The 18,559-nt window shown below is 65.9% G+C and carries 19 protein-coding genes; 8 read left to right on the top strand and 11 right to left on the bottom strand.

The window, feature by feature from the left end:
• Positions 1-273 precede the first annotated feature (273 nt).
• The 3 genes from GJV37_RS10860 to GJV37_RS10850 all read left to right on the top strand — a co-directional run bounded on the left by GJV37_RS10860 (position 274) and on the right by GJV37_RS10850 (position 3,115).
• Positions 274-1,596 (top strand): CapA family protein, encoded by a 1,323-nt coding sequence (locus tag GJV37_RS10860; RefSeq protein WP_038803181.1) that lies wholly within the window; start codon positions 274-276, stop codon positions 1,594-1,596.
• 54 nt (positions 1,597-1,650) lie between these two features.
• Entirely contained in the window at positions 1,651-2,331 is a 681-nt protein-coding gene (locus GJV37_RS10855; protein ID WP_024762792.1) for a response regulator, read from the top strand.
• 187 nt (positions 2,332-2,518) lie between these two features.
• Positions 2,519-3,115: a GNAT family N-acetyltransferase gene (locus tag GJV37_RS10850; protein WP_024762791.1), complete on the top strand. Its 597-nt coding sequence runs from the start codon at positions 2,519-2,521 to the stop codon at positions 3,113-3,115.
• Positions 3,116-3,119: 4 nt separating this feature from the next.
• Here GJV37_RS10850 and GJV37_RS10845 read toward each other — a convergent pair whose 3' ends face one another.
• The 9 genes from GJV37_RS10845 to GJV37_RS10805 all read right to left on the bottom strand — a co-directional run bounded on the left by GJV37_RS10845 (position 3,120) and on the right by GJV37_RS10805 (position 11,730).
• Complete coding sequence (locus GJV37_RS10845) at positions 3,120-4,622, bottom strand: aldehyde dehydrogenase family protein (RefSeq protein ID WP_038803180.1); 1,503 nt, start codon at positions 4,620-4,622, stop codon at positions 3,120-3,122.
• On the bottom strand, positions 4,619-5,671 hold the full coding sequence (locus tag GJV37_RS10840; RefSeq protein WP_193452444.1) for an aminoglycoside phosphotransferase family protein: 1,053 nt from the start codon (positions 5,669-5,671) through the stop codon (positions 4,619-4,621). The genes GJV37_RS10845 and GJV37_RS10840 overlap by 4 nt, the downstream gene beginning before the upstream one ends.
• A gap of 4 nt (positions 5,672-5,675) precedes the next feature.
• Positions 5,676-6,020, bottom strand: a complete 345-nt coding sequence (locus tag GJV37_RS10835; protein ID WP_017519228.1) for a cupin domain-containing protein — start codon at positions 6,018-6,020, stop codon at positions 5,676-5,678.
• 137 nt (positions 6,021-6,157) lie between these two features.
• Positions 6,158-6,523, bottom strand: a complete 366-nt coding sequence (locus tag GJV37_RS10830) for a cupin domain-containing protein (RefSeq protein ID WP_193452443.1) — start codon at positions 6,521-6,523, stop codon at positions 6,158-6,160.
• On the bottom strand, positions 6,516-7,820 hold the full coding sequence (locus tag GJV37_RS10825; protein ID WP_193452442.1) for a nucleotide disphospho-sugar-binding domain-containing protein: 1,305 nt from the start codon (positions 7,818-7,820) through the stop codon (positions 6,516-6,518). The genes GJV37_RS10830 and GJV37_RS10825 overlap by 8 nt, the downstream gene beginning before the upstream one ends.
• A gap of 31 nt (positions 7,821-7,851) precedes the next feature.
• Positions 7,852-8,931, bottom strand: coding sequence for an ABC transporter ATP-binding protein (locus GJV37_RS10820; protein ID WP_193452441.1), 1,080 nt, complete (start codon positions 8,929-8,931; stop codon positions 7,852-7,854).
• Positions 8,924-9,727 (bottom strand): ABC transporter permease, encoded by an 804-nt coding sequence (locus tag GJV37_RS10815; protein WP_024762784.1) that lies wholly within the window; start codon positions 9,725-9,727, stop codon positions 8,924-8,926. The genes GJV37_RS10820 and GJV37_RS10815 overlap by 8 nt, the downstream gene beginning before the upstream one ends.
• Complete coding sequence (locus GJV37_RS10810; protein WP_065084685.1) at positions 9,720-10,592, bottom strand: ABC transporter permease; 873 nt, start codon at positions 10,590-10,592, stop codon at positions 9,720-9,722. Before GJV37_RS10810 ends, GJV37_RS10815 begins: the two co-directional genes overlap by 8 nt.
• Positions 10,593-10,680: 88 nt before the next feature.
• A complete protein-coding gene (locus GJV37_RS10805; RefSeq protein WP_017519222.1) occupies positions 10,681-11,730 on the bottom strand; it encodes a polyamine ABC transporter substrate-binding protein in 1,050 nt (349 codons plus the stop codon).
• 199 nt (positions 11,731-11,929) lie between these two features.
• Here GJV37_RS10805 and GJV37_RS10800 point away from each other — a divergent pair, with 199 nt between their 5' ends.
• From GJV37_RS10800 to GJV37_RS10790, 3 genes are all read left to right on the top strand, one after another.
• On the top strand, positions 11,930-12,862 hold the full coding sequence (locus GJV37_RS10800) for a GntR family transcriptional regulator (RefSeq protein WP_193452440.1): 933 nt from the start codon (positions 11,930-11,932) through the stop codon (positions 12,860-12,862).
• An 86-nt stretch (positions 12,863-12,948) separates the two neighbouring features.
• On the top strand, positions 12,949-14,235 hold the full coding sequence (locus GJV37_RS10795) for a glycosyltransferase (protein ID WP_193452439.1): 1,287 nt from the start codon (positions 12,949-12,951) through the stop codon (positions 14,233-14,235).
• A gap of 93 nt (positions 14,236-14,328) precedes the next feature.
• Positions 14,329-14,469: a hypothetical protein gene (locus tag GJV37_RS10790; RefSeq protein WP_169887666.1), complete on the top strand. Its 141-nt coding sequence runs from the start codon at positions 14,329-14,331 to the stop codon at positions 14,467-14,469.
• An 11-nt stretch (positions 14,470-14,480) separates the two neighbouring features.
• On the opposite strand, the gene GJV37_RS10785 is transcribed toward GJV37_RS10790, so the two are convergent.
• Together GJV37_RS10785 and GJV37_RS10780 are read right to left on the bottom strand one after the other, a co-directional pair.
• A complete protein-coding gene (locus tag GJV37_RS10785) occupies positions 14,481-16,007 on the bottom strand; it encodes an MDR family MFS transporter (RefSeq protein ID WP_193452438.1) in 1,527 nt (508 codons plus the stop codon).
• Positions 16,008-16,061: 54 nt separating this feature from the next.
• A complete protein-coding gene (locus tag GJV37_RS10780) occupies positions 16,062-16,727 on the bottom strand; it encodes a TetR/AcrR family transcriptional regulator (protein ID WP_169887668.1) in 666 nt (221 codons plus the stop codon).
• 174 nt (positions 16,728-16,901) lie between these two features.
• On the opposite strand from GJV37_RS10780, the gene GJV37_RS10775 reads away from it, so the two are divergent.
• Together GJV37_RS10775 and GJV37_RS10770 are read left to right on the top strand one after the other, a co-directional pair.
• Positions 16,902-17,249, top strand: coding sequence for a metalloregulator ArsR/SmtB family transcription factor (locus GJV37_RS10775; protein WP_024762778.1), 348 nt, complete (start codon positions 16,902-16,904; stop codon positions 17,247-17,249).
• A 21-nt stretch (positions 17,250-17,270) separates the two neighbouring features.
• Positions 17,271-18,554, top strand: a complete 1,284-nt coding sequence (locus tag GJV37_RS10770) for an arsenic transporter (RefSeq protein ID WP_170858634.1) — start codon at positions 17,271-17,273, stop codon at positions 18,552-18,554.
• Positions 18,555-18,559 lie beyond the last annotated feature (5 nt).

Genomic DNA, 18,559 nt, shown 5'->3' with positions numbered 1-18,559 from the left:
CGCCTGGATCGTGCTGGTCACGGCAAGCCGCGCCACCCCTGCCCCCGGCTCGTCGGCCGGTAGGCGGTCGCATGGTAAGAGCGCGGTCACGAGCCTGACTTCTGAAAAAAAGTGATGCCCATAGCCAGAATGCAAGCTCGCGACCATCCCCCCGCGCGAAGCTCCGCGAGCGATAACCGACGGCTATTGCGATACCCAGGATTCAGCCGACCGCAGCCTTGAGTTGCCCTAAAGTCCGCCGCCATCAGCGACTCCCCAACGATGAGGTGGACCATGAAGATTGCGTTGACCGGCGACAGCATCCTGCAACGCCGCCTGAACAGCCGCGACGACGAAACCCTGCGCCCGCTGTTCGACCTGCTGCGCGGCGCCGACGTCAGCTTCACCAACCTGGAAGTGCTGCCCAACGACTTCCAGGGCGATGCCGTGCTGGAAAGCGGCGGCTCGCACTTCGGCGCGCCGGCGTGGATCCTCGATGAACTGGTGGAGGGCGGTATCGACCTGTTCTCCACGGCCAACAACCACAGCCTCGACTACGGCATCGCCGGCCTGCATGCCGCCCACGCCCAGCTGAACAAGCGCGAGCTGCTGTTCGCCGGCACCGGCCGCAACCTGGAGGAAGCCCGCCGCCCGGTGTACTGCACCAAACCCGCCGGCACCGTCTCGCTGCTGGCCTGCACCTCCACCTTCGGCAAGGGCCAGGAAGCCAGCGAGCAGACCCGCGACATGCCCGGCCGACCCGGCCTCAACCCATTGCGCTACGACACCGTGCACCAGCTCGACGGCGCGCAGATGGAAGCCATGCGCGGCATCATCGCCAGCCTCGGCCTGGACCGCCTCTACCAGGGCGCGGTGGACCTGGGCTTCGCCCATCCGATTCCCGATCCGTCGCTGGCGGTATTCGGCCCCTTCACCCCGCTGCTGTTCCGCCAGGGCGAGTCCTCGCGCCTGCGCACCCTGCCGCGCAAGAAGGACATGGACGAGATCCTGCGCTGGGTCGAGGAAGCGCGGCTGATGTCGGACGTGGTGGTGCTGAGCATCCACGCCCACGAACTGGGCCACGACGCCGCCGGCGAGTGGGACCTGGAAGTGGCGGCCGAATTCGTCCAGCCGGTGGCGCGGCGCATGATCGATGCCGGCGTCGACATCGTGGTCGGCCACGGCCCGCACCTGCTGCGCGGCATGGAGATCTACAACGGCAAGCCGATCTTCTACAGTTTGGGCAACTTCATCGGTCAGAACGAACTGGTGTCGCGCCTGCCGGCGGACAGCTACGAGCAGTTCCGCGTGGACCGCAACCAGACGCCGTCGAAAGTCTTCCTGCAGCGCACCCAGAACGACACCCGCAGCTTTCCCTCCGACTCGCGCTTCTGGGAAAGCCTGGTACCGGTGTGCCAGTTCGACGGCCGTCGCCTGACCGGCATCGAACTGCACCCGGTGAGCCTGGGCCTGGGCGAGGCGGTGCACCGCCGTGGCCGTCCGCGCCTGGCCGAAGGCGACCATGCACAAGCGATCCTGCAGCGTTTCGCCGCGCTGTCGGAGCCCTACGGTACTCGGCTGTCGATCGACGGCTCGATTGCGCGCATCACACTCTGATGCCGCAGCGCCGGGCAGCCACAAGCTGCCCGGCGCCCTCTGACTCCCGCAGCCATGACAACCACCCGCATTCTCATCGTCGAGGACGACCTGCGTCTCGCCGCACTCACCCGCGACTTTCTCGAGCACCACGGTCTCACCGCCAGCATCGAAGCCAACGGCGCCCGCGCCGCCGCCCGGGTGATGGACGAACGCCCGGACCTGGTGATCCTCGACCGCATGCTGCCCGGCGAAGACGGCCTGTCCGTCTGCCGGCGCATCCGCCCCGGTTACTCGGGGGCCATCCTCATGCTCAGCGCGCGCTCGGAAGACACCGAGCAGATCGACGGCCTGGAAAACGGCGCCGACGACTACGTCTGCAAACCGGTGCGCCCCAGCCTGCTGCTGGCCCGCGTGCGCACGCTGCTACGGCGTCGCGAGGCTCCCGGAACCACTTCCGAACGACTGGAAATCGCCGGCCTGCTCCTCGATGCACGGCAGCGCGAGGTCCATCGCGATGACCAGCGCATCGACCTCACCGGCGCCGAGTTCGACTTGCTCTGGTACCTCGCCAGCCGCGCCGGCCAGACACTGAGCCGCGATGAGCTGTTCCTCGCCTTGCGCGGCATTACCTATGACGGCCTGGACCGCTCGATGGACGTGCGCATCGCCCACCTGCGCGCCAAGCTGGGCGAAGCGCCCTCGCATCCGCTGATACTGACGGTGCGCGGCAAGGGTTATCGCTTCGTCGGCTGAAACGCCCTCGCAGGGCGCATAGCGCTTCAGCGTTATCCGCCGTACGGTGGAGCCTGCTCGCAAACGGATTCAGCGGCGATCCACATATCGCGCCGGTTCACGAGCAAGGCCCCGGCGTCCCCCTCGCTCCTACGAAAACCGCGTGGCATCCGGTAGGCTGTAGCCTCGTCCTGAAGAGCCGCACAGCATGCACGCCCTCACCTGTCCCCACCTGATCGGCGACCACGTCGAACTCCTCCCCCTGCGCGCCGAACACGCGCAGGCCCTGCTAGACGCAGCCGCCGATGGCGAACTGTGGAACCTGAAGGTCACCGTGGTACCCGGGCCGGACACGGTCGCGGGCTATATCGCCAAGGCCGAAAAGGGCCTGGAGGAAGGAACCGTCCTGCCCTTCGCCATCCTTGACCGGCGCAGTGGAAAGATCGTCGGCAGCACCCGCTTCTGGAAGGTCGACCGAGCCAACCGCAAGCTGGAGATCGGCCACACCTGGCTCGCCCTGTCGGCGCAGCGCACACCGATCAACACCGAGGCCAAGCTCCTGTTGCTCACCTACGCCTTCGAGCAGCTCGATTGCGTGCGCGTGCAGTTCACCACCGACGAGCTGAACGAGAAATCCCGCGCCGCCATCCTGCGCCTGGGCGCTGTGCAGGAAGGCATCGTCCGTCACGAACGCATCATGCCCGACGGCCGCAAGCGCAACTCGGTGCGTTTCAGCATCATCGACAGCGAGTGGTCCGAGGTGAAGGCGCGGCTGCAGCAAAGGCTGGGCCGCACCTCGGCTTGAAGGATCAGCCCTGGTAGAACACCTCGTCGCTGTAGGGGTACCACCAGGAATGAATCTGCGGCTGGTGGTCGATGATCACCATCTTCGAGCGGCGGAACGCATCCAGCCCCTGGCGACCGAGTTCGCGGCCCATGCCGGACATCTTCCAGCCGCCGAACGGCAGCGCATCGTTGTCGATCAGCGGATTGTTCACCCAGACCATCCCCGCCTCCAGGCGGTCCGCCGCTTCCATGGCTTCGGCCAGGTCCGTGGAGAACAGCGAGGCGCCCAGGCCGAAGGGCGAGTCATTGGCCAGGCGCACGGCCTCGTCGAAATCCTTCACCTTGCAGATCGCCGCCACCGGGCCGAAGCACTCCTCGTGGAAGATGGCCATCGCCGGGGTGACGTCGGTGAGGATGGTCGGCTCGTAGTACCAGCCCACCGGGAATTGCGGCGGAATGCGCCCGCCGCAGACCAGCGTGGCACCCTTGGCGATGGCGTCGTCCACCAGGCGAATCACCTTGGCGCGAGCCGCTTCGCTGACCATCGGGCCGATCTCTGAGCGCTCCAGCCCGTGACCGATGCGCAACGCGCGAGTCCGCTCGGCGAAACGCGCAACGAACTCGTCATGCACTTCGTCGACCACATAGAAGCGCTCCGCCGAGGTGCAGATCTGCCCGCTCAGGTGGAACGCCGCGGTCACTGCGCCGGCTGCCGCCACTTCCAGCGGCGCGTGGCGGGAGATGATCATCGGGTCACTACCGCCGGCCTCGATCACTGCCGGCTTCATCCGCTCGGCGCAGGCCACCGCCACTGCCTTGCCGGCGGCAACGCTACCGGTGAAGGCCACGGCGTGGGTGCGCTCGGACTGCACCAGGCGCTGCGCGGTGCTGGCATCGCCCGGCACGCAGCTGACCATCCCCGCCGGCAGCACCTTGAAGTGCTCCATGAATTTCAGCGTGCACAGCGTGGTGCTTTCCGCCGGCTTGACGATGCAGGCGTTGCCCGCCGCGAGCGAGGCTGCCAGGGTCCAGCACATCAGCAGGATGGGGAAGTTGAACGGCATGATGTGCACGCTCACCCCATAGGGCTCGTAGCGCACATGCTGGAACGAGCCGAGCTGGGTGGTGCCGGCTACCTTGCCCGCTTCATCGCGGGCCATCTCGGCGTAGTAGCGGAAGATCGGCGCGCAGTTGGCCAGCTCGCCCATGGCCTCGGGGAACGGCTTGCCCATCTCCAGCGTCATCAGCCGCGCCACTTCGCGCTGGGTCGCCTGGTCGGTCTCGATGGCGTTGGCCAACTGGTGAAGGATCGCCGCGCGGGATTTCGCATCGACACGCTTCCACTCGCGCTGGGCAGCGTTGGCAGCGTCGATGGTGGCGTCCACGTCCTCGGCATCGCACAGGGCAATGCGGCCCACGGGCGTGAGGTCAGCGGGATTGATGATGTCGCGCAGGCGCTGCGTGGCCACGCCCTGGTAGTGAGGGCCGATGAAGCGCAGGGGCACGTCGCTGTGGAAGTCGGTCATGGAATGCTCCGCAGGGATTCGGGTGAGGCCAGACGCTGGGCGATCACGTCGCTCTCCAGCGGCTGGCGCCAGTTCGGCAGGTTTGCGTCGAGCAGCGCTGCCAGCGGGCGCAGCTGCTCGTTATCCAGCGCGCGCTGGAACAGCCGCAGTACGCGCGGCAGGTGCTTGAGATAGCCGTGCTTGCCATCGCGCCTGGCCAGGCGCACGAAGATGCCCAGCACCTTGGCGTGGCGCTGTGCGGCGAGCACCTGGAAGTCGGCCAGGAAGCGCCGGCCGTCCACTTCCGGGCGCTGGCCGAGGTAATGGGTGAGCAGGGTCACGCGCAGCGTTTCGGGAATGTCGCGGCGCGCGTCTTCGAGCAGGGACATGAGGTCATAGGCCGGTGCGCCGAACAGCGCGTCCTGGAAGTCCAGCAACCCGCAGGCCGCCACGTCCTCCCTGCCCTCCAGCAGCATCAGGTTGTCGACGTGATAGTCGCGCAGCACCAGTACTTCGCGGCGCATCGAGGCGTCTCGCCAGAGCGCGGCGAACTCGGCCAGATAGCGTTCGCGCAATTGCGCGGCGGCCTTCTCGCCGATGAGCAGCGGCGCGTACCAATCGATGAACAGCGCCGCTTCCTCGCCCAGCTTCTGCCCGTCGTAGGCCGGCACGCCCTCGGCCGCTTGCGGGCCGGCGCGGTGCAGGCGCACCAGGGCGTCCACGGCAAGACGGTACAGCGCCGTCTCGCTGTGGCCGGCCGCGAACAGCCGGGTATAGGTGGCGTCACCGAAGTCCTCGATCAGCGCCAGGCCCAGCTCACGGTCGGCGGCCAGCACGTTCGGCGCCGACAGCCCGCAGTCGCGCAGCAGTTGTGCCACCCGCAGGTACGGCGCCAGCGGCTCGGCGCCGGGTGGCGAATCCATCAGCAGCAGACCCTTGCCGTCGACCCGGAAGTAGCGCCGCGCCGAGGCGTCGGCCGGTAGCGCGGTCAGCGTCTCTCCGGCCAGGCCGCTGCCGGCGAGAAAGGTCTCGCGGGCAGCGGCGCGGGTGGTTTCACAAGGCAGGTTCATGGCATCACCGGATCATGTAGACCTTCTTGATGGTCTCGTGCACGGTGCACACGCCCTTCCAGTCCTTGGGGAAGAAGGCCGCGGTGTCCGGCTCGATCTCGATCACCTCGCCGGACTCGTGCACGTAGGTGCAGCGGCCTTCGAGGAAGTGGCAGAACTCGTCGCTGGTCACGTGGCAGAACCACTTGCCCGGCGTGCAGTGCCAGATGCCGCATTCGGACTGGCCTTCGGGCCCCTTGTGCAGGACCACGCCGCTGACGTGGGACTCGCCCTCGAGCATGGTCGGGATCACGCCCCAGTCCTTGAGTTCGGTGACTTGCAGCGGGCGATGGATAACGGGGGTTTTCATGTCTTTCTCCAGCGATGGCCACCCGCACGGGCAGCCGGTTAAGGCGTAGGGCGAATAACCGCTTGCGGTTATCCGCCGACAGGTTCGGCGCAAGGTTGGTGGCGGATAACGCTTGAGGCGTTATGCGCCCTACGAAATCACGCCAGCATGTAGAGGTTGCGCAGGGTCGTGTGCACGGTGCATTCGCCGGTCCAGCCGGCGGGGAACAGCACCAGGGTGTCGGGCTCGACCTCGATCACCTCGCCCTCGTCCGAGCGATAGGTGGCGCGCCCGGAAACGAAATGGCACAGCTCGTCACGCGGGATCGACAACCGCCAGCGCCCAGGAGTGCAAACCCACAGCCCGGTCTCGGGGCTGTTGTTCGGCCCCTTGAACAGCAGGCGCCCGCTGGAGTGCGAGACGCCCTCCAGCGCATCGGACTGCACGCCCCAGTCCACCAGGTCGTCGTACTCGCGGGCGCCGCGAATGTGCGGCGCCGTGCTGTCGGCCTTGAACTCAGCCATGGCTCACCGCCTTGCCACCCATCAGTTGGTCGAGGATGCGCGCGGCGTCTTCCGGGCCCTTGCGCGAGCGCATGTAGTCGCTGGTGCGCGCCAGGCGCTCTTTCATCAGGTCATCGCCGAGCAGTTGGGCAATGTTGCGCGCCAGGTCTTCCTCGCTCCAGTCGTAGCGGTCCATGCGCAGGCCGTGGCCGCTTTCCTGGGCACGCATGGCGTTGTCGTGGCCGTCCCAGACGTAGGGCATGACGATGGCCGGCTTACCGAAGAACAGGCACTCGGTGAAGCTGTTGTTGCCGCCGTGGTGGATCACCCCGTCGACCTGAGCGATCACCGAGGGCTGCGGGTACCAGTTGGAAACGATCACGTTGTCCGGCAGGTCGTCGTATTTCTCCACGTGCTCGCCGACATTGAACAGCGCGCGGTACGGCAGCTTGCCGATAGCGGTGACCAGGCGCTTGAGCAGGTCGACATCGCCCGAGCCGAGGCTGCCGAAGCTGACGTACAGCAGCGGCTTGTCGTTGTGCGCCCTGAACTGCGGAATCTCGTAGGGCTTGTCGGTGCGCACGCAACCCTGCAGGTAGTGGAACTGCCGCGCCGGCAGCGGATGGCGGCGCTGGAACTTAACCGGGTCCGGGTACAGCAACAGGTTCATGTAGGGCGACTCTTCGAAGAAGGTGCCCAGCGGGTACGGTCGCTCGCCACACTGGGCGAGGAAGTCGTTGAAGTCGGCGTGGATCGGCGCGATCACCTCCTCGAAGCGTTTCTGGAAGCGCGCGTGGCCCTCCTTGTCGTCCACGCTCATGCCCGACAGATACGGCGGGATATCCGGGTCGTGCACCTCGTTCTCCGAGCAGGAGATGATCCGCACCCACGGCTTGCCGTAGTGCTTGATGGCCGGGAAGAGGATCACGTTGTCCACGCAGATCAGGTCCGGCTTGATCCTGTCGAGGATCGCCGGCAGCTCCTTCTGCGCCCACTTGGCGGTGGAGACGATGGCCTCCCAGCACTCCTTCACGTAGTTGTCGAGCTGGTCGATCGGCGCCTTGCGGAAGTTGGGGATGTGGCCGTTGATGAAGTCGGTCCAGTAGCGCGCCATCTCCTCGGCCGGCATCGGCTCGGACATGTTCACGTAGTGCTCCTCGAAGCCGTAGGCCGAATACACTCCGGTCATGCCCGGATCGGTGAGGAACACCGCCTTGTGCCCCAGCGCCTCGCAGGCCTGGGCGATGCCGACGGAGTTGAGGGCCGGGCCGTAGGCGGCCTCGGGGAAGAAGGCGATGACCTTGCGTTCACTACTCATGGTGCTCTCCTGTAGGTCTTGTTCTTGGCAATCAGTGAGTCAGCACGCGGCCGTGCCGCGCATCCCAGCCCAGGCGCACCGGCATGCCGGCGGCGAGGCGGAGGAAGTCGTAGTCCGAGGACGGCACGCGAACGATCAGCGGCTTGCTGGACAGCGCCGTGTTCACGTGCAGGTTGGTGTCCAGGCCGTGGTAGGCGACCTCCGCCACCTGGCCCTGGATCTGGTTGTCGGTGGCCGGAGTCGAGTCGGTGAGCACGCGCAGACGTTCCGGGCGCAGCGCCAGGGTCACGCTCTCGGGGCTGGACTCGGCTGTGGTCTCGATGCTCAGCACCTGGTCGCCGGCCTGCAGGCGATTGGTGCCCACGCGCCGGCCCTCGATCAGGTTGCTGACGCCGATGAAGTCGGCGACGAAGCGGCTGCCCGGGTTCTCGTAGAGTTCGCTGGGGCTGCCGCACTGGCAGACCTTGCCGTCACGCAGCACGGCCATGCGGTCGGACATGACCAGGGCTTCTTCCTGGTCGTGGGTGACCATGATGAAGGTGATGCCGCTCTCGTGCTGCAGGCGCTTGAGTTCCAGTTGCATCTTCTCGCGCAGCTTCTTGTCCAGCGCGCCGAGGGGTTCGTCCAGCAGCAGCACGCGCGGGCGTTTGACCAGGGCGCGGGCCAGGGCGACGCGCTGGCGCTGGCCGCCGGAAAGCTGGTCCGGCCGGCGGTTGGCCAGCGGGCCGAGCTGCGCGGTGTCCAGCACCGCGTCGACGCGCTGGCGGATTTCGCCAGCGGGCAGCTTCTCCATCTCCAGGCCGTAGGCGATGTTGCCGCGCACGGTCATGTTGGGGAACAGCGCGTAGGACTGGAACATCAGGTTCAGCGGGCGCTTGTTTGGCGGCAGCGGCGAGATGTCCTGGCCGTTGAGATAGATGGCGCCGGAACTGGGCGTCTCGAAGCCGGCGATCATCCGCATCAGAGTGGTCTTGCCGCAGCCGGACGGGCCGAGCAGCGCGAAGAACTCGTTCTCGCGGATCGCCAGGGACACCTGGTCCACCGCCGTCAGGCCCTCGCCGTAGGATTTGCTCACCTGCTCCAGCACGAGCAGGTCGGATGACTTAGTCATGGGCTTTGGGCACCTTGTTCAGACGTTGGGAGGCGAACAGCGCGGTGAAGCTGACCAGCATCACCAGGGTGGCGAGGGCGTTGATTTCCGGGGTCACGCCGAAGCGGATCATCGAATAGATCTGCATCGGCAGCGTGGTGGAGGCGCTGCCGGAGCCGGAGTTGAAGAAAGCGATGATGAATTCGTCCACCGACAGGGTGAACGCCAGCAGCCCGCCGGCCAGCACGCCGGGGAAGATTGCCGGCAGCAGCACCCGGCGCGCGGTGGTGAACCAGCCGGCGCCCAGGTCGATGGACGCTTCGAGGATCGAATAGTCGAAGTGCTTGAGGCGGGTACGCACCACTGCGCAGACGAAGGCGATGTTGAACACCACGTGGCTGAGGATGATCGAGTGCAGCCCCAGGCTCATCTTCAGCAGGTTGAAGAAGCTCAGCAGCGCGATGGCCAGGACGATGTCGGGGATGATCATCGGCGCCATCAGTAGCGTGTCGGCGATATTGCTGCCCTTCTTGCCGCTGCTGCGGGCGCGCATCTCCACGCCGAGAGCGAGCAACGTGCCGAGCACGCAGGCGATGAAGGTGGAGGTCAGTGCAACGATCAGCGTGTTCAGCGCCGCGTGCTGGATCGAGGCATTGGCCAGCAGCTTGGCGTACCACTTCAGCGATGCGCCGCCCCACGCGGTGGGCAGGCCGCTGGCGTTGAACGACAGCAGGATCAGCACCAGGATCGGTACATAGAGGAAGGCGTACACCAGCCACAGGTGCGTGCCGAGGGCAATGCCGGAGGGATTACGCATGGCGTTCGCCCTCCGCGCCCTGGGCCCGGCGCGAGACCATGGCCTGGATGAACAGCAGGAGCAGCATGATGCCGATCAGGAAGAAGCTCAGCGCCGCGCCGAACGGCCAGTCGCGCGCGGTGAGGAATTGCGCGTAGATCAGGTTGCCGACCATCTGCACCTGCTTGCCGCCCAACAGGTCGGCGGTGATGAAGTTGCCGATGGAGAGCACGAAGACAAACACCGCGCCGGCCGCCACGCCGGGCACCGAGAGCGGCAGGATCACCCGGCGGAAAGTGGTCCAGCCGGACGCGCCAAGGTCCCGCGAGGCTTCCCAGAGCTCGTTGTCGATGCGCGACAGCGAGCTGTAGATGGCGAGGATGACAAAGGGGATGTAGTTGTAGACCAGCCCGAGCACCACGGTGGCGTCGGTGTACAGCAGGCTGATCGGCTCGCCGCCGTAGCCCAGCAGGCTGAACAGGCGATTGAGCAGCCCCTCGCGGTTGAGCAGCACGATCCAGGCATAGGTGCGGATCAGGTAGTTGCTCCAGAACGGCAGCATCACCAGGAACAGGTACACCGCCTGCCGACGTGGCGTGGTGCGAGTGATGGCGTAGGCCGCCGGGTAACCGATGATCACCGCGAAGAGCATGGCCAGGCCGGCGATCTTCGCCGAGCGCAGGAGGATGTCGAGGTATAGCGGGTCCACCGCGCGGCGGTAGTTTTCCCAGGTGAACACGTAGTCGATGCCGCCGTAGGCACCGCGCTCGAGGAAGCTGTAGACCAACACCAGCAGGCACGGCAGCAGCAGGAACAGGGCCAGCCAGCCCAGACCGGGCGCGAGCAGCCAGGCCGACAATTTGCGGTCGGCGGATAAAGCGGTCATGCGTAGTTCCCCCAACCCCACGCCAGGCGGGGTGCTTCAGGGTTATTCCGGAGAGAGTTCGGGGCGCCAGCGCGACGCCCCATCGGCCTTACTGGGCGGCCATGATTTCCGTTACGGCGCGGGTGTACGCCTTCTGCGTCGAGCCACCCACGTCACGCAACTGTTGCTGCTTGACCAGTTCGGCCGGTGTGGTGGTGAGGTTCGGATACTTGGCCAGCAGGTCCGGCTTCAGGGTCGCCATCGCCGCCTGGTTGGGCACCTTGTAGAGGATGTTCTCCGCGACCCAGGCGTGGTTCGCCGGCTCCAGCATGTAGTTGATGAAGCGGTAGGCGGCGTCGGGGTTCTTCGAGCTTTTCAGCACGACCATGGTGTCCACCCAGAGGTCGGAACCTTCCTTGGGCACGACGAACTTGATCGACTCGTTGGCCTGGGTGCCGTAGTTGCACCAGCCGTCCCAGGCGTGGGCCATCAGCGCCTCGCCCGAAGCCAGCTTGGAGTAGAAGGTGGTGTCGTCGAAGGACAGCAGGCGCTTCTTGGTGGCGATCAACTGGTCGCGCACCGCGTTGATCTGGTCCGGGTTGCCGTCGTTCACCGACCAGCCGTTGGCCAGGAAGCCGGCGCCGAGCAGCCAGCGGTCGGTGGCGAGCATGGTGGTCTTGCCCTTGAGGGCGTCGGAGGGCTTGAGCAGGTCGCTCCAGCTCGAAGGCGCCGGGCTGACCTTGTCCGAGCGGTAGCAGATGCCGGTGGTGCCCCAGGTGTAGGGCACGGAGAAGTGGTTGCCGACGTCGTACTCGAGCTTCTGCGCTTCGGGGTAGAGATTCTTCAGGTTCGGCACCTTGGCCGGATCGATCTCGGCGAGCAGGCCCTGCTTGTGCAGGATCTCGGCAAAGGGCGAAGAGACGAACACCACGTCATAGCCTTCGCCACCGGAAGCCATGAGCTTGCCCATGATTTCTTCGTTGGTGGCGTGGAGAGATTTGTCGGCTTCAAGGCCTGTGGCCTTCTGGAACTTCTCCAGGTTGTCCGGGGCCATGTAGCCGTCCCAGATGGAGATCACCAGATCCTTGGCGCTGGCCGTGGTGGCGGACAGCGTGAGCGCGAGGGTTGCCCCTGCGTAGAGCATGGTCTTCAGCTTCATCTTGCGCACCTGACGATGGTTGTTTTTGTGTGTCAACGGCAGCGGAACGAAAAGCGTACTACATGTCTTTTTTTCAAAATAAAAACCGAACCACTGGCGAAGTCAACCATTTCTTGCATTCTTGTTGGACCCTCCTCGCTGTGGCATAAGGGGGCGCCCCGCGCCCACAAGCCTGCGACGCCTGCCGGAGAGAAGCCGCTTGAGCAAGGACACCGAGAAAAGACCGCGCACCAACCACCTGGAACTGGCCCGGCGGATCATCGAGCATGCCCAGGACACCGGTCTCGCCGATGGCGACGCCTTGTCCGAGCAGCAACTGGCGCGCACCTTCGGCGTGTCGCGCACGCTGATCCGCGCCGGGCTCGACCTGCTGCAGGAGCAGCAACTGGTGGCCCACGAGCCGGGCAAGGGCTATCGCCTCGCCGCCGATCCGTCCGCCCAGGTGCTCGGCTCGGCATTGCCCCAGGCCGAGGAAGAAGCCCTGGCCGCCTCGGTACTGCGCGACCGCATGGCCGGTCGCCTGGGCAACAGCCTGAGCGCCAGCGAGCTGATGCGCCGCTACGACATCGGCCGAGTCGCGGCACAGAAGGTCCTGGCGCAACTCAGCGAGGACCAGGTGCTGGAGCGCGGCGCCGGGCAGAGCTGGTCGTTCCGCCCGTTGCTGAACAACCTCGCAGCGCTGGAAGACAGCCTGCGCTATCGGCTGATCCTCGAACCCGAAGCCCTCCTCGCCCCCGGCTTCGACCCCGATCTCGCGCGCCTCGCCCTGCTGCGCGGGGCCATGGAGGAACTGCTGGCGGCGCCCATCGAGCGCTTCGACGTGGCCCAGTTCCGCGAGCTGGACATCGGCTTCCACGAGCTGATCGCCCAGGGCTGCGGCAACCGTTTCGTCGGCGACGCTCTGCTGCAGCACCAGCGTCTGCGCCGCCTGCCCAACCTGCTGCCGATGGTCAGCGTGCACCGCCTGCAGGAAGCCCTGCGCGAGCACCTGCGAATCATCGAGCAGATCGAGCGCGGCCAGCTGGAAGTCGCCGCCGACCTGATGCGCCTGCACCTGCGGCTGTCCTTCGCGCAACGCCCGCAGACCGCCAACCGCGGGATTCCACAGTCGTTCGCCCAGGGGCGTCGCTGATTATTTTTCTCACACAGTGTTTTTTTTAACGAAAAAATGCAGTATCAGTTTCACGCAGTGCCCGTGAGCAACACCCGGATGTGCCCATGACGCAAAGAACAAGAACCATCGCCTTCTTCCCCGAGGCCAGTTTCGGCGCCGCGCTGAACTGCATCGGCATCGCCCAGGCCCTGCGCGAACTCGGCGCACGCCCGGTGTTCATCTGCCATGCGCATTTCCAGGGCATCTTCGCCGAGTACGGCTTCGCCGAGTACCCGTTGCAACTGGACTCGCCGCTCTCCGCCGCCGACCACCAGCATTACTGGGAGCGCTTCATCGAGCGCAACGTGCCCTACTTCGACCAGCCGCCCCTGGCGCAGATCGACAGCTACGTTGCGCCGGCCTGGGAAGCCATCATCGATACCGCCATCGAGTCGGAAAAACCGCTGCAGCAGTTGCTCGCCCGGCTCAAGCCCGATGCCATCGTGCTGGACAACGTGGTCAGCTTCCCGGCCATCGCCGCCGCCGGCTGTCCCTGGGTGCGGATGATCTCCTGCGCGGAAACCGAACTACCCGACCCCGCGGTGCCGCCCTACCTGTCCGGCGCCAGCAGCAGCGATCCACAAGCCTGCGCCACCTACCGCGAACACTACCTGCAAGCGACAAAGCCGGCGCACGAACGCTTCGCCCGCTTCCTCGCCGAGTGCGGTCACCCTGCCCTGCCCACCGGCCAATTCCTCGAAGATTCGCCTTGGCTCAACCTGTTGCTCTCACCCACACCGGTGCGCTACGAGCGCCAGAATCCGCTGCCGGCCGAGCGCTATCTGTACCTCGACGGCTGCGTGCGCAGCGAGGCGCCGTATATCCCGCCGCAGTTCCCGCGACACGACGATGCTGCGCTGATCTATGTGAGTTTCGGCAGCCTCGGCGCGGCCGATATCGAGATGATGCGCAAGCTGATCGATGCCGTCGCGCAACTGCCCTACCGCTTCCTGATCAACGTCGGCGCCTACCGCGAGCACTACGACAGCGTGCCCGACAACGTCTACCTCGACAGCTGGTACCCGCAACCGGCCGTGCTGCGCGAATGCCAGTTGTTCATCCATCACGGCGGCAACAACAGCTTCTGCGAGGCACTGTATTTCGGCCTGCCGTCGGTGATCATCCCCTACTGCTGGGACGGCCATGACAACGCCAGGCGCGCCGAGGAAGTGGGCGTGGCGCGCTACCTGCCGCGCTTCGAAAACCCGCTGGCGGCGCTGCCCGGCGCACTGGCCGACCTGCTCTGCGACAAGGCGATGCAGCAACGGCTGACCAGCGTACGCGAACAGATGCAGGCCTCGCGCGGCACAGCGTCGGCCGCGCGGGCGATTCTTGGCATCTGCAGCGACTAAGCGGCCAATGGCACCGTGCAAGGACGTGCCATTGGCTCTGTGCAAGTTTCCGGTCGACCCATAAGCCCGGCTCCATTGTCCCTGGAACCAGGCATGACAAGCTTCAATGACCAGCCAGCCCTGCTCGGCGATTCCCTGCAACTTCGCCCACTGCGCAGCGAGGATTTCGACGCCCTCTCCGGCGCCGCCAACTCGCCCGGAACCTGGGCCGGACACCCGGTGAAGGACCGGTGACCCAGGCGTCTTCAGGCTTTGCGCAGCGGTACTTCCTGCAGCAGCCACGACAGCGCGAAGGCCACGGCGCTGACCATGCAGGCCACCAGGAAGACCCAGTGCATCGATCCGGAAAAGGCTTCCAGGTAAGCCTGCCGCAACGCTGCGGGCAAGGCATGCACAGCGGCCGGCGACAGGTTGGCCGGTGAGCCGACGCTGGCCGGGAAGGCACTCACGAGCCGACTCATCAGCTCGTGAGAGAACAATGCGCCGAACACCGAGACGCCAATGGAGCCGCCGATGGAGCGGAACAGGGTCGCCCCGGAGGTCGCCACGCCCATGTGGCGAAATTCGACGTTGTTCTGCACCGCCAGGATCAGTACCTGCATCACCATGCCCAGCCCGGCGCCGAGCAAGGCCATGTAGAGATTCATCTGCAACATCGACGATTGCAGGTCCAGACGGCTCAGCAACGCCAGGGCGATGACCTGCAGCAGCGTGCCAAGGATGGGGAAGACCCGGTAACGCCCCCAGCGGCTGATCAGGCGACCGGTAATAGCCGAGACGATCAGCATCGCACCCATCAGGGGCAGCATCTGCAGGCCCGCACTGGTCGGCGTGGCGTCCTTGACCACCTGCATGTAGAGCGGCAGGAAGGTCACCGAGCCGAACAGCGAAACACCGACGGTGAACCCGATCAGCCCGGCGAGCACGAAGGTCCGGTGGCGGAACAGGTGCAGCGGCATGATCGGTTCCGCCGCGATGCGCTGCTCGTGGGCGAAGCCGATCACACCGACAACGGCGAAGAGCGACAGGCACAGGATGTCGATCGAGGTCCACTCGAGCGTGCTGCCGCCCAGGCTGGTGATCAACACCAGCGAAGCCAGGGCCAGGGTCAGGAAGAAAGCGCCAAAGTAGTCGATGACGTGTTTCACCCGCGCGACGTGGGGCTTGAACGCGTTGCCGATCACCAGCAGGGCAAGCAGGCCCAGCGGCAGGTTGATGTAGAAGATCCAGCGCCAGGACAACTGCTCGACCAGGAAGCCGCCCACCAGCGGACCGACCACCGTGGCGAGGCCGAATACGCCACCGAACAGCCCCTGGTAGCGACCACGCTCGGCCGGCGCAATGACGTCGCCGATGGCCGCCATCGCCACCACCATCAAGCCACCGCCGCCCAGGCCCTGCAGCGCGCGCAGGAGGATCAGCTGGGTCATGTTCTGCGCCAGCCCGCAGAGCGCCGAGCCCGCCAGGAACAGTAGGATGGCGGTCTGCAGCACCAGCTTGCGGCCGTACAGGTCGCCGAATTTGCCATACAGCGGGACCACGACCGTGGAGGCCAGCAGGTAGGAGGTCACCACCCAGGACAACAGGTGCAGGCCGCCCAGTTCGCCGACGATGGTGGGCAGCGCGGTGGACACGATGGTCTGGTCCAGCGCCGCGAGGAACATCACCAGCAGCAACGCCGCCAGCAGCAGTGGAATGGACGGCTGCGTCGCCTGAGCGTCGTCCGGGGGGCTCAGCTTCGTGGCCAGGCTTTTTTCGGAGGCCGTTTGCATGGGGCGGACCTGATGAGATGAGGTGGCGTGGGACAGGGAAGGAATGGAGTCGGCTCATTCGCCCGCGCAGAGTGCACGCTGGCGATGCTGCCGCCCCACTTCCTGCAGGCCGGCCAGGGTGAAGCTGTAGAGCTGGGCGACGACCACAGGACCCGGCATGTCGAGAATGTCGCGCAGGGCGCCATGCCCTCCACGAGGCCCGATCAGCAGCATCGCCCATGGCGCCGTGACGCTGAGAATGCAGGGCACCAATGTGGGATCTTCGGGGGGGATCCCGGTGATCTCGCTGAACAGTTGCTTGAGCAACGTCAGCTTCAGCGCCTTTTCGGGGTGCAGAAACTCCTGACCGTGGCTGCTGGGCGCCAGGGCTTCGGCAGCGAGCACCCGCAGGTGCCAGCTCTCCCTCCCGCGCGCGGCCTTGCGCACGACCAGTTCGGTCAGCGCAAACAACTTGTCCGGCGCCGCCTGCTCGCCCTGGATGATCCGCTGCAGGTCGGCGATGTCGAGAAAGCGTCGACGGGCCTCCCCCAGCACGGCCTGATAGAGACCGTTGCGGCTGCCGAAGTGGTAGTTGATCGACGCCAGGTCGACCTCCGCCTTGGCGGCGACGGCCTTGTTGCTGGTTTCGCCGAAGCCGAGCGTCGCGCAAAGTTCGCCGGCGGCTTCAAGGATGCGCAGGCGGGTCGCTTCACCATCTTTTCGAGCTTCGCGGGAGGCCATGATTATTCCTGAACAGCGGACAGTGCCAGGAAGCCTGAAGCAGGTTAAATATAAATTCAATTTAAATTTAGAAAATACGATGAACTGCCCTCTCCGCCGGGATCAGGCTTCGGGGGCTTGCGCTTAATATATGGAAATACGTATATTCGATTTTCCATATATTTAGGCAGCGCCATGATTACCCCACCCGACGTCTTCAAGTGTCTGGCCGACGAGACCCGCGCTCGCGCCACCCTGCTCATCGCCAGCCTGGGCGAACTGTGTGTCTGCGAGCTGATGTGCGCGCTGGACGACAGCCAGCCGAAGATCAGCCGCCACCTGGCACAACTGCGCAGCAGCGGCCTGCTGCTGGATCGCCGCCAGGGGCAGTGGGTGTATTACCGCCTCAACCCCGACCTACCCACCTGGGTGCACGACATGCTGCAGGTCACCCTGCTGGCCAACGGGCAGTGGCTGGCCGACAACACCCTGCGCCTGCAGAACATGGACGGCCGACCCGTCCGTGACGCCGCCTGCTGCTGATCCCCACCGAGCGAATCCTCCATGCTGGTCGCCATTGCAGTCTTCATCTTCACCCTCGTTCTGGTCATCTGGCAGCCCAGGGGCCTTGGCGTCGGCTGGAGCGCCGCCCTGGGTGCGATCATCGCCCTGGCCGCCGGCGCGGTTTCGCTGCACGACATCCCGGTCGTCTGGGCCATCGTCTGGAACGCCACCGCCACCTTCATCGCGGTCATCGTCATCAGCCTGCTGCTGGATGAGGCCGGCTTCTTCGAGTGGGCCGCACTGCACGTGGCGCGCTGGGCCAACGGCAGCGGTCATCGCCTGTTCGCCTTCTGCGTGCTGCTCGGCGCGGCCGTTTCGGCGCTGTTCGCCAATGATGGTGCGGCCCTGATCCTCACGCCCATCGTCATGTCGATGCTGCTCGCCCTGCGCTTCTCCCCCGCCGCGACCCTGGCCTTCGTCATGGCCGCCGGCTTCATCGCCGACACCGCAAGCCTGCCGCTGGTGGTGTCCAACCTGGTGAACATCGTTTCGGCGGATTACTTCGGCCTGGGCTTCGCCGAATACGCCTCGGTGATGCTGCCGGTGAGTCTTGCCAGCATTGCCGCCACCCTGCTGGTGCTGTTTCTGTACTTCCGCCGCGACATCCCGAGGCAGTACGCGCTCCATGCGCTGAAGGAACCCAAGGCCGCCATCCATGACCGCGCCACCTTCATCGTCGGCTGGTGGACGCTGCTGGCGTTGCTGGTCGGCCTGTTCGCCCTGGAGCCGCTGGGCATCCCGATCAGCGCCGTGGCCGCCGCCTGTGCCGCGCTCCTCTTCGCTGTCGCCGCCCGCGGCCGGCGCATCTCCACCCGCCGTGTACTGCGCGAAGCGCCCTGGCAGGTAGTGATCTTTTCCCTCGGCATGTACCTGGTGGTCTACGGCCTGAAGAACGCCGGCCTCACGGACTTCCTTGCCCAGTTGCTCGACCGTCTTGCCCAACAGGGGCTGTGGAGCGCCGCCCTCGGCACCGGCCTGCTCTCGGCGCTGCTGTCCTCGGTGATGAACAACATGCCCAGCGTGCTGGTCGGCGCCTTGTCGATCCAGGCCAGCGGCGCGGAAGGCCTGGTGCGCGAGGCGATGATCTACGCCAACGTCATCGGCTGCGATCTCGGCCCGAAGATCACCCCCATCGGCAGCCTCGCCACGCTGCTCTGGCTGCATGTGCTGGAACGCAAGGGTGTGCGGATTACCTGGGGTTACTACTTCAAGGTCGGCATCCTCCTGACCTTGCCGGTTCTGCTGATCACCCTTTCGGCCCTGGCGTTGCGCCTGAGCCTCTGACGTCC

The organism is Pseudomonas nitroreducens (genome assembly GCF_010994165.1).
In the GTDB taxonomy this organism is placed as follows: Bacteria; Pseudomonadota; Gammaproteobacteria; order Pseudomonadales; family Pseudomonadaceae; genus Pseudomonas; species Pseudomonas nitroreducens.
This window is presented reverse-complemented; position numbering and strand designations above follow the sequence as displayed.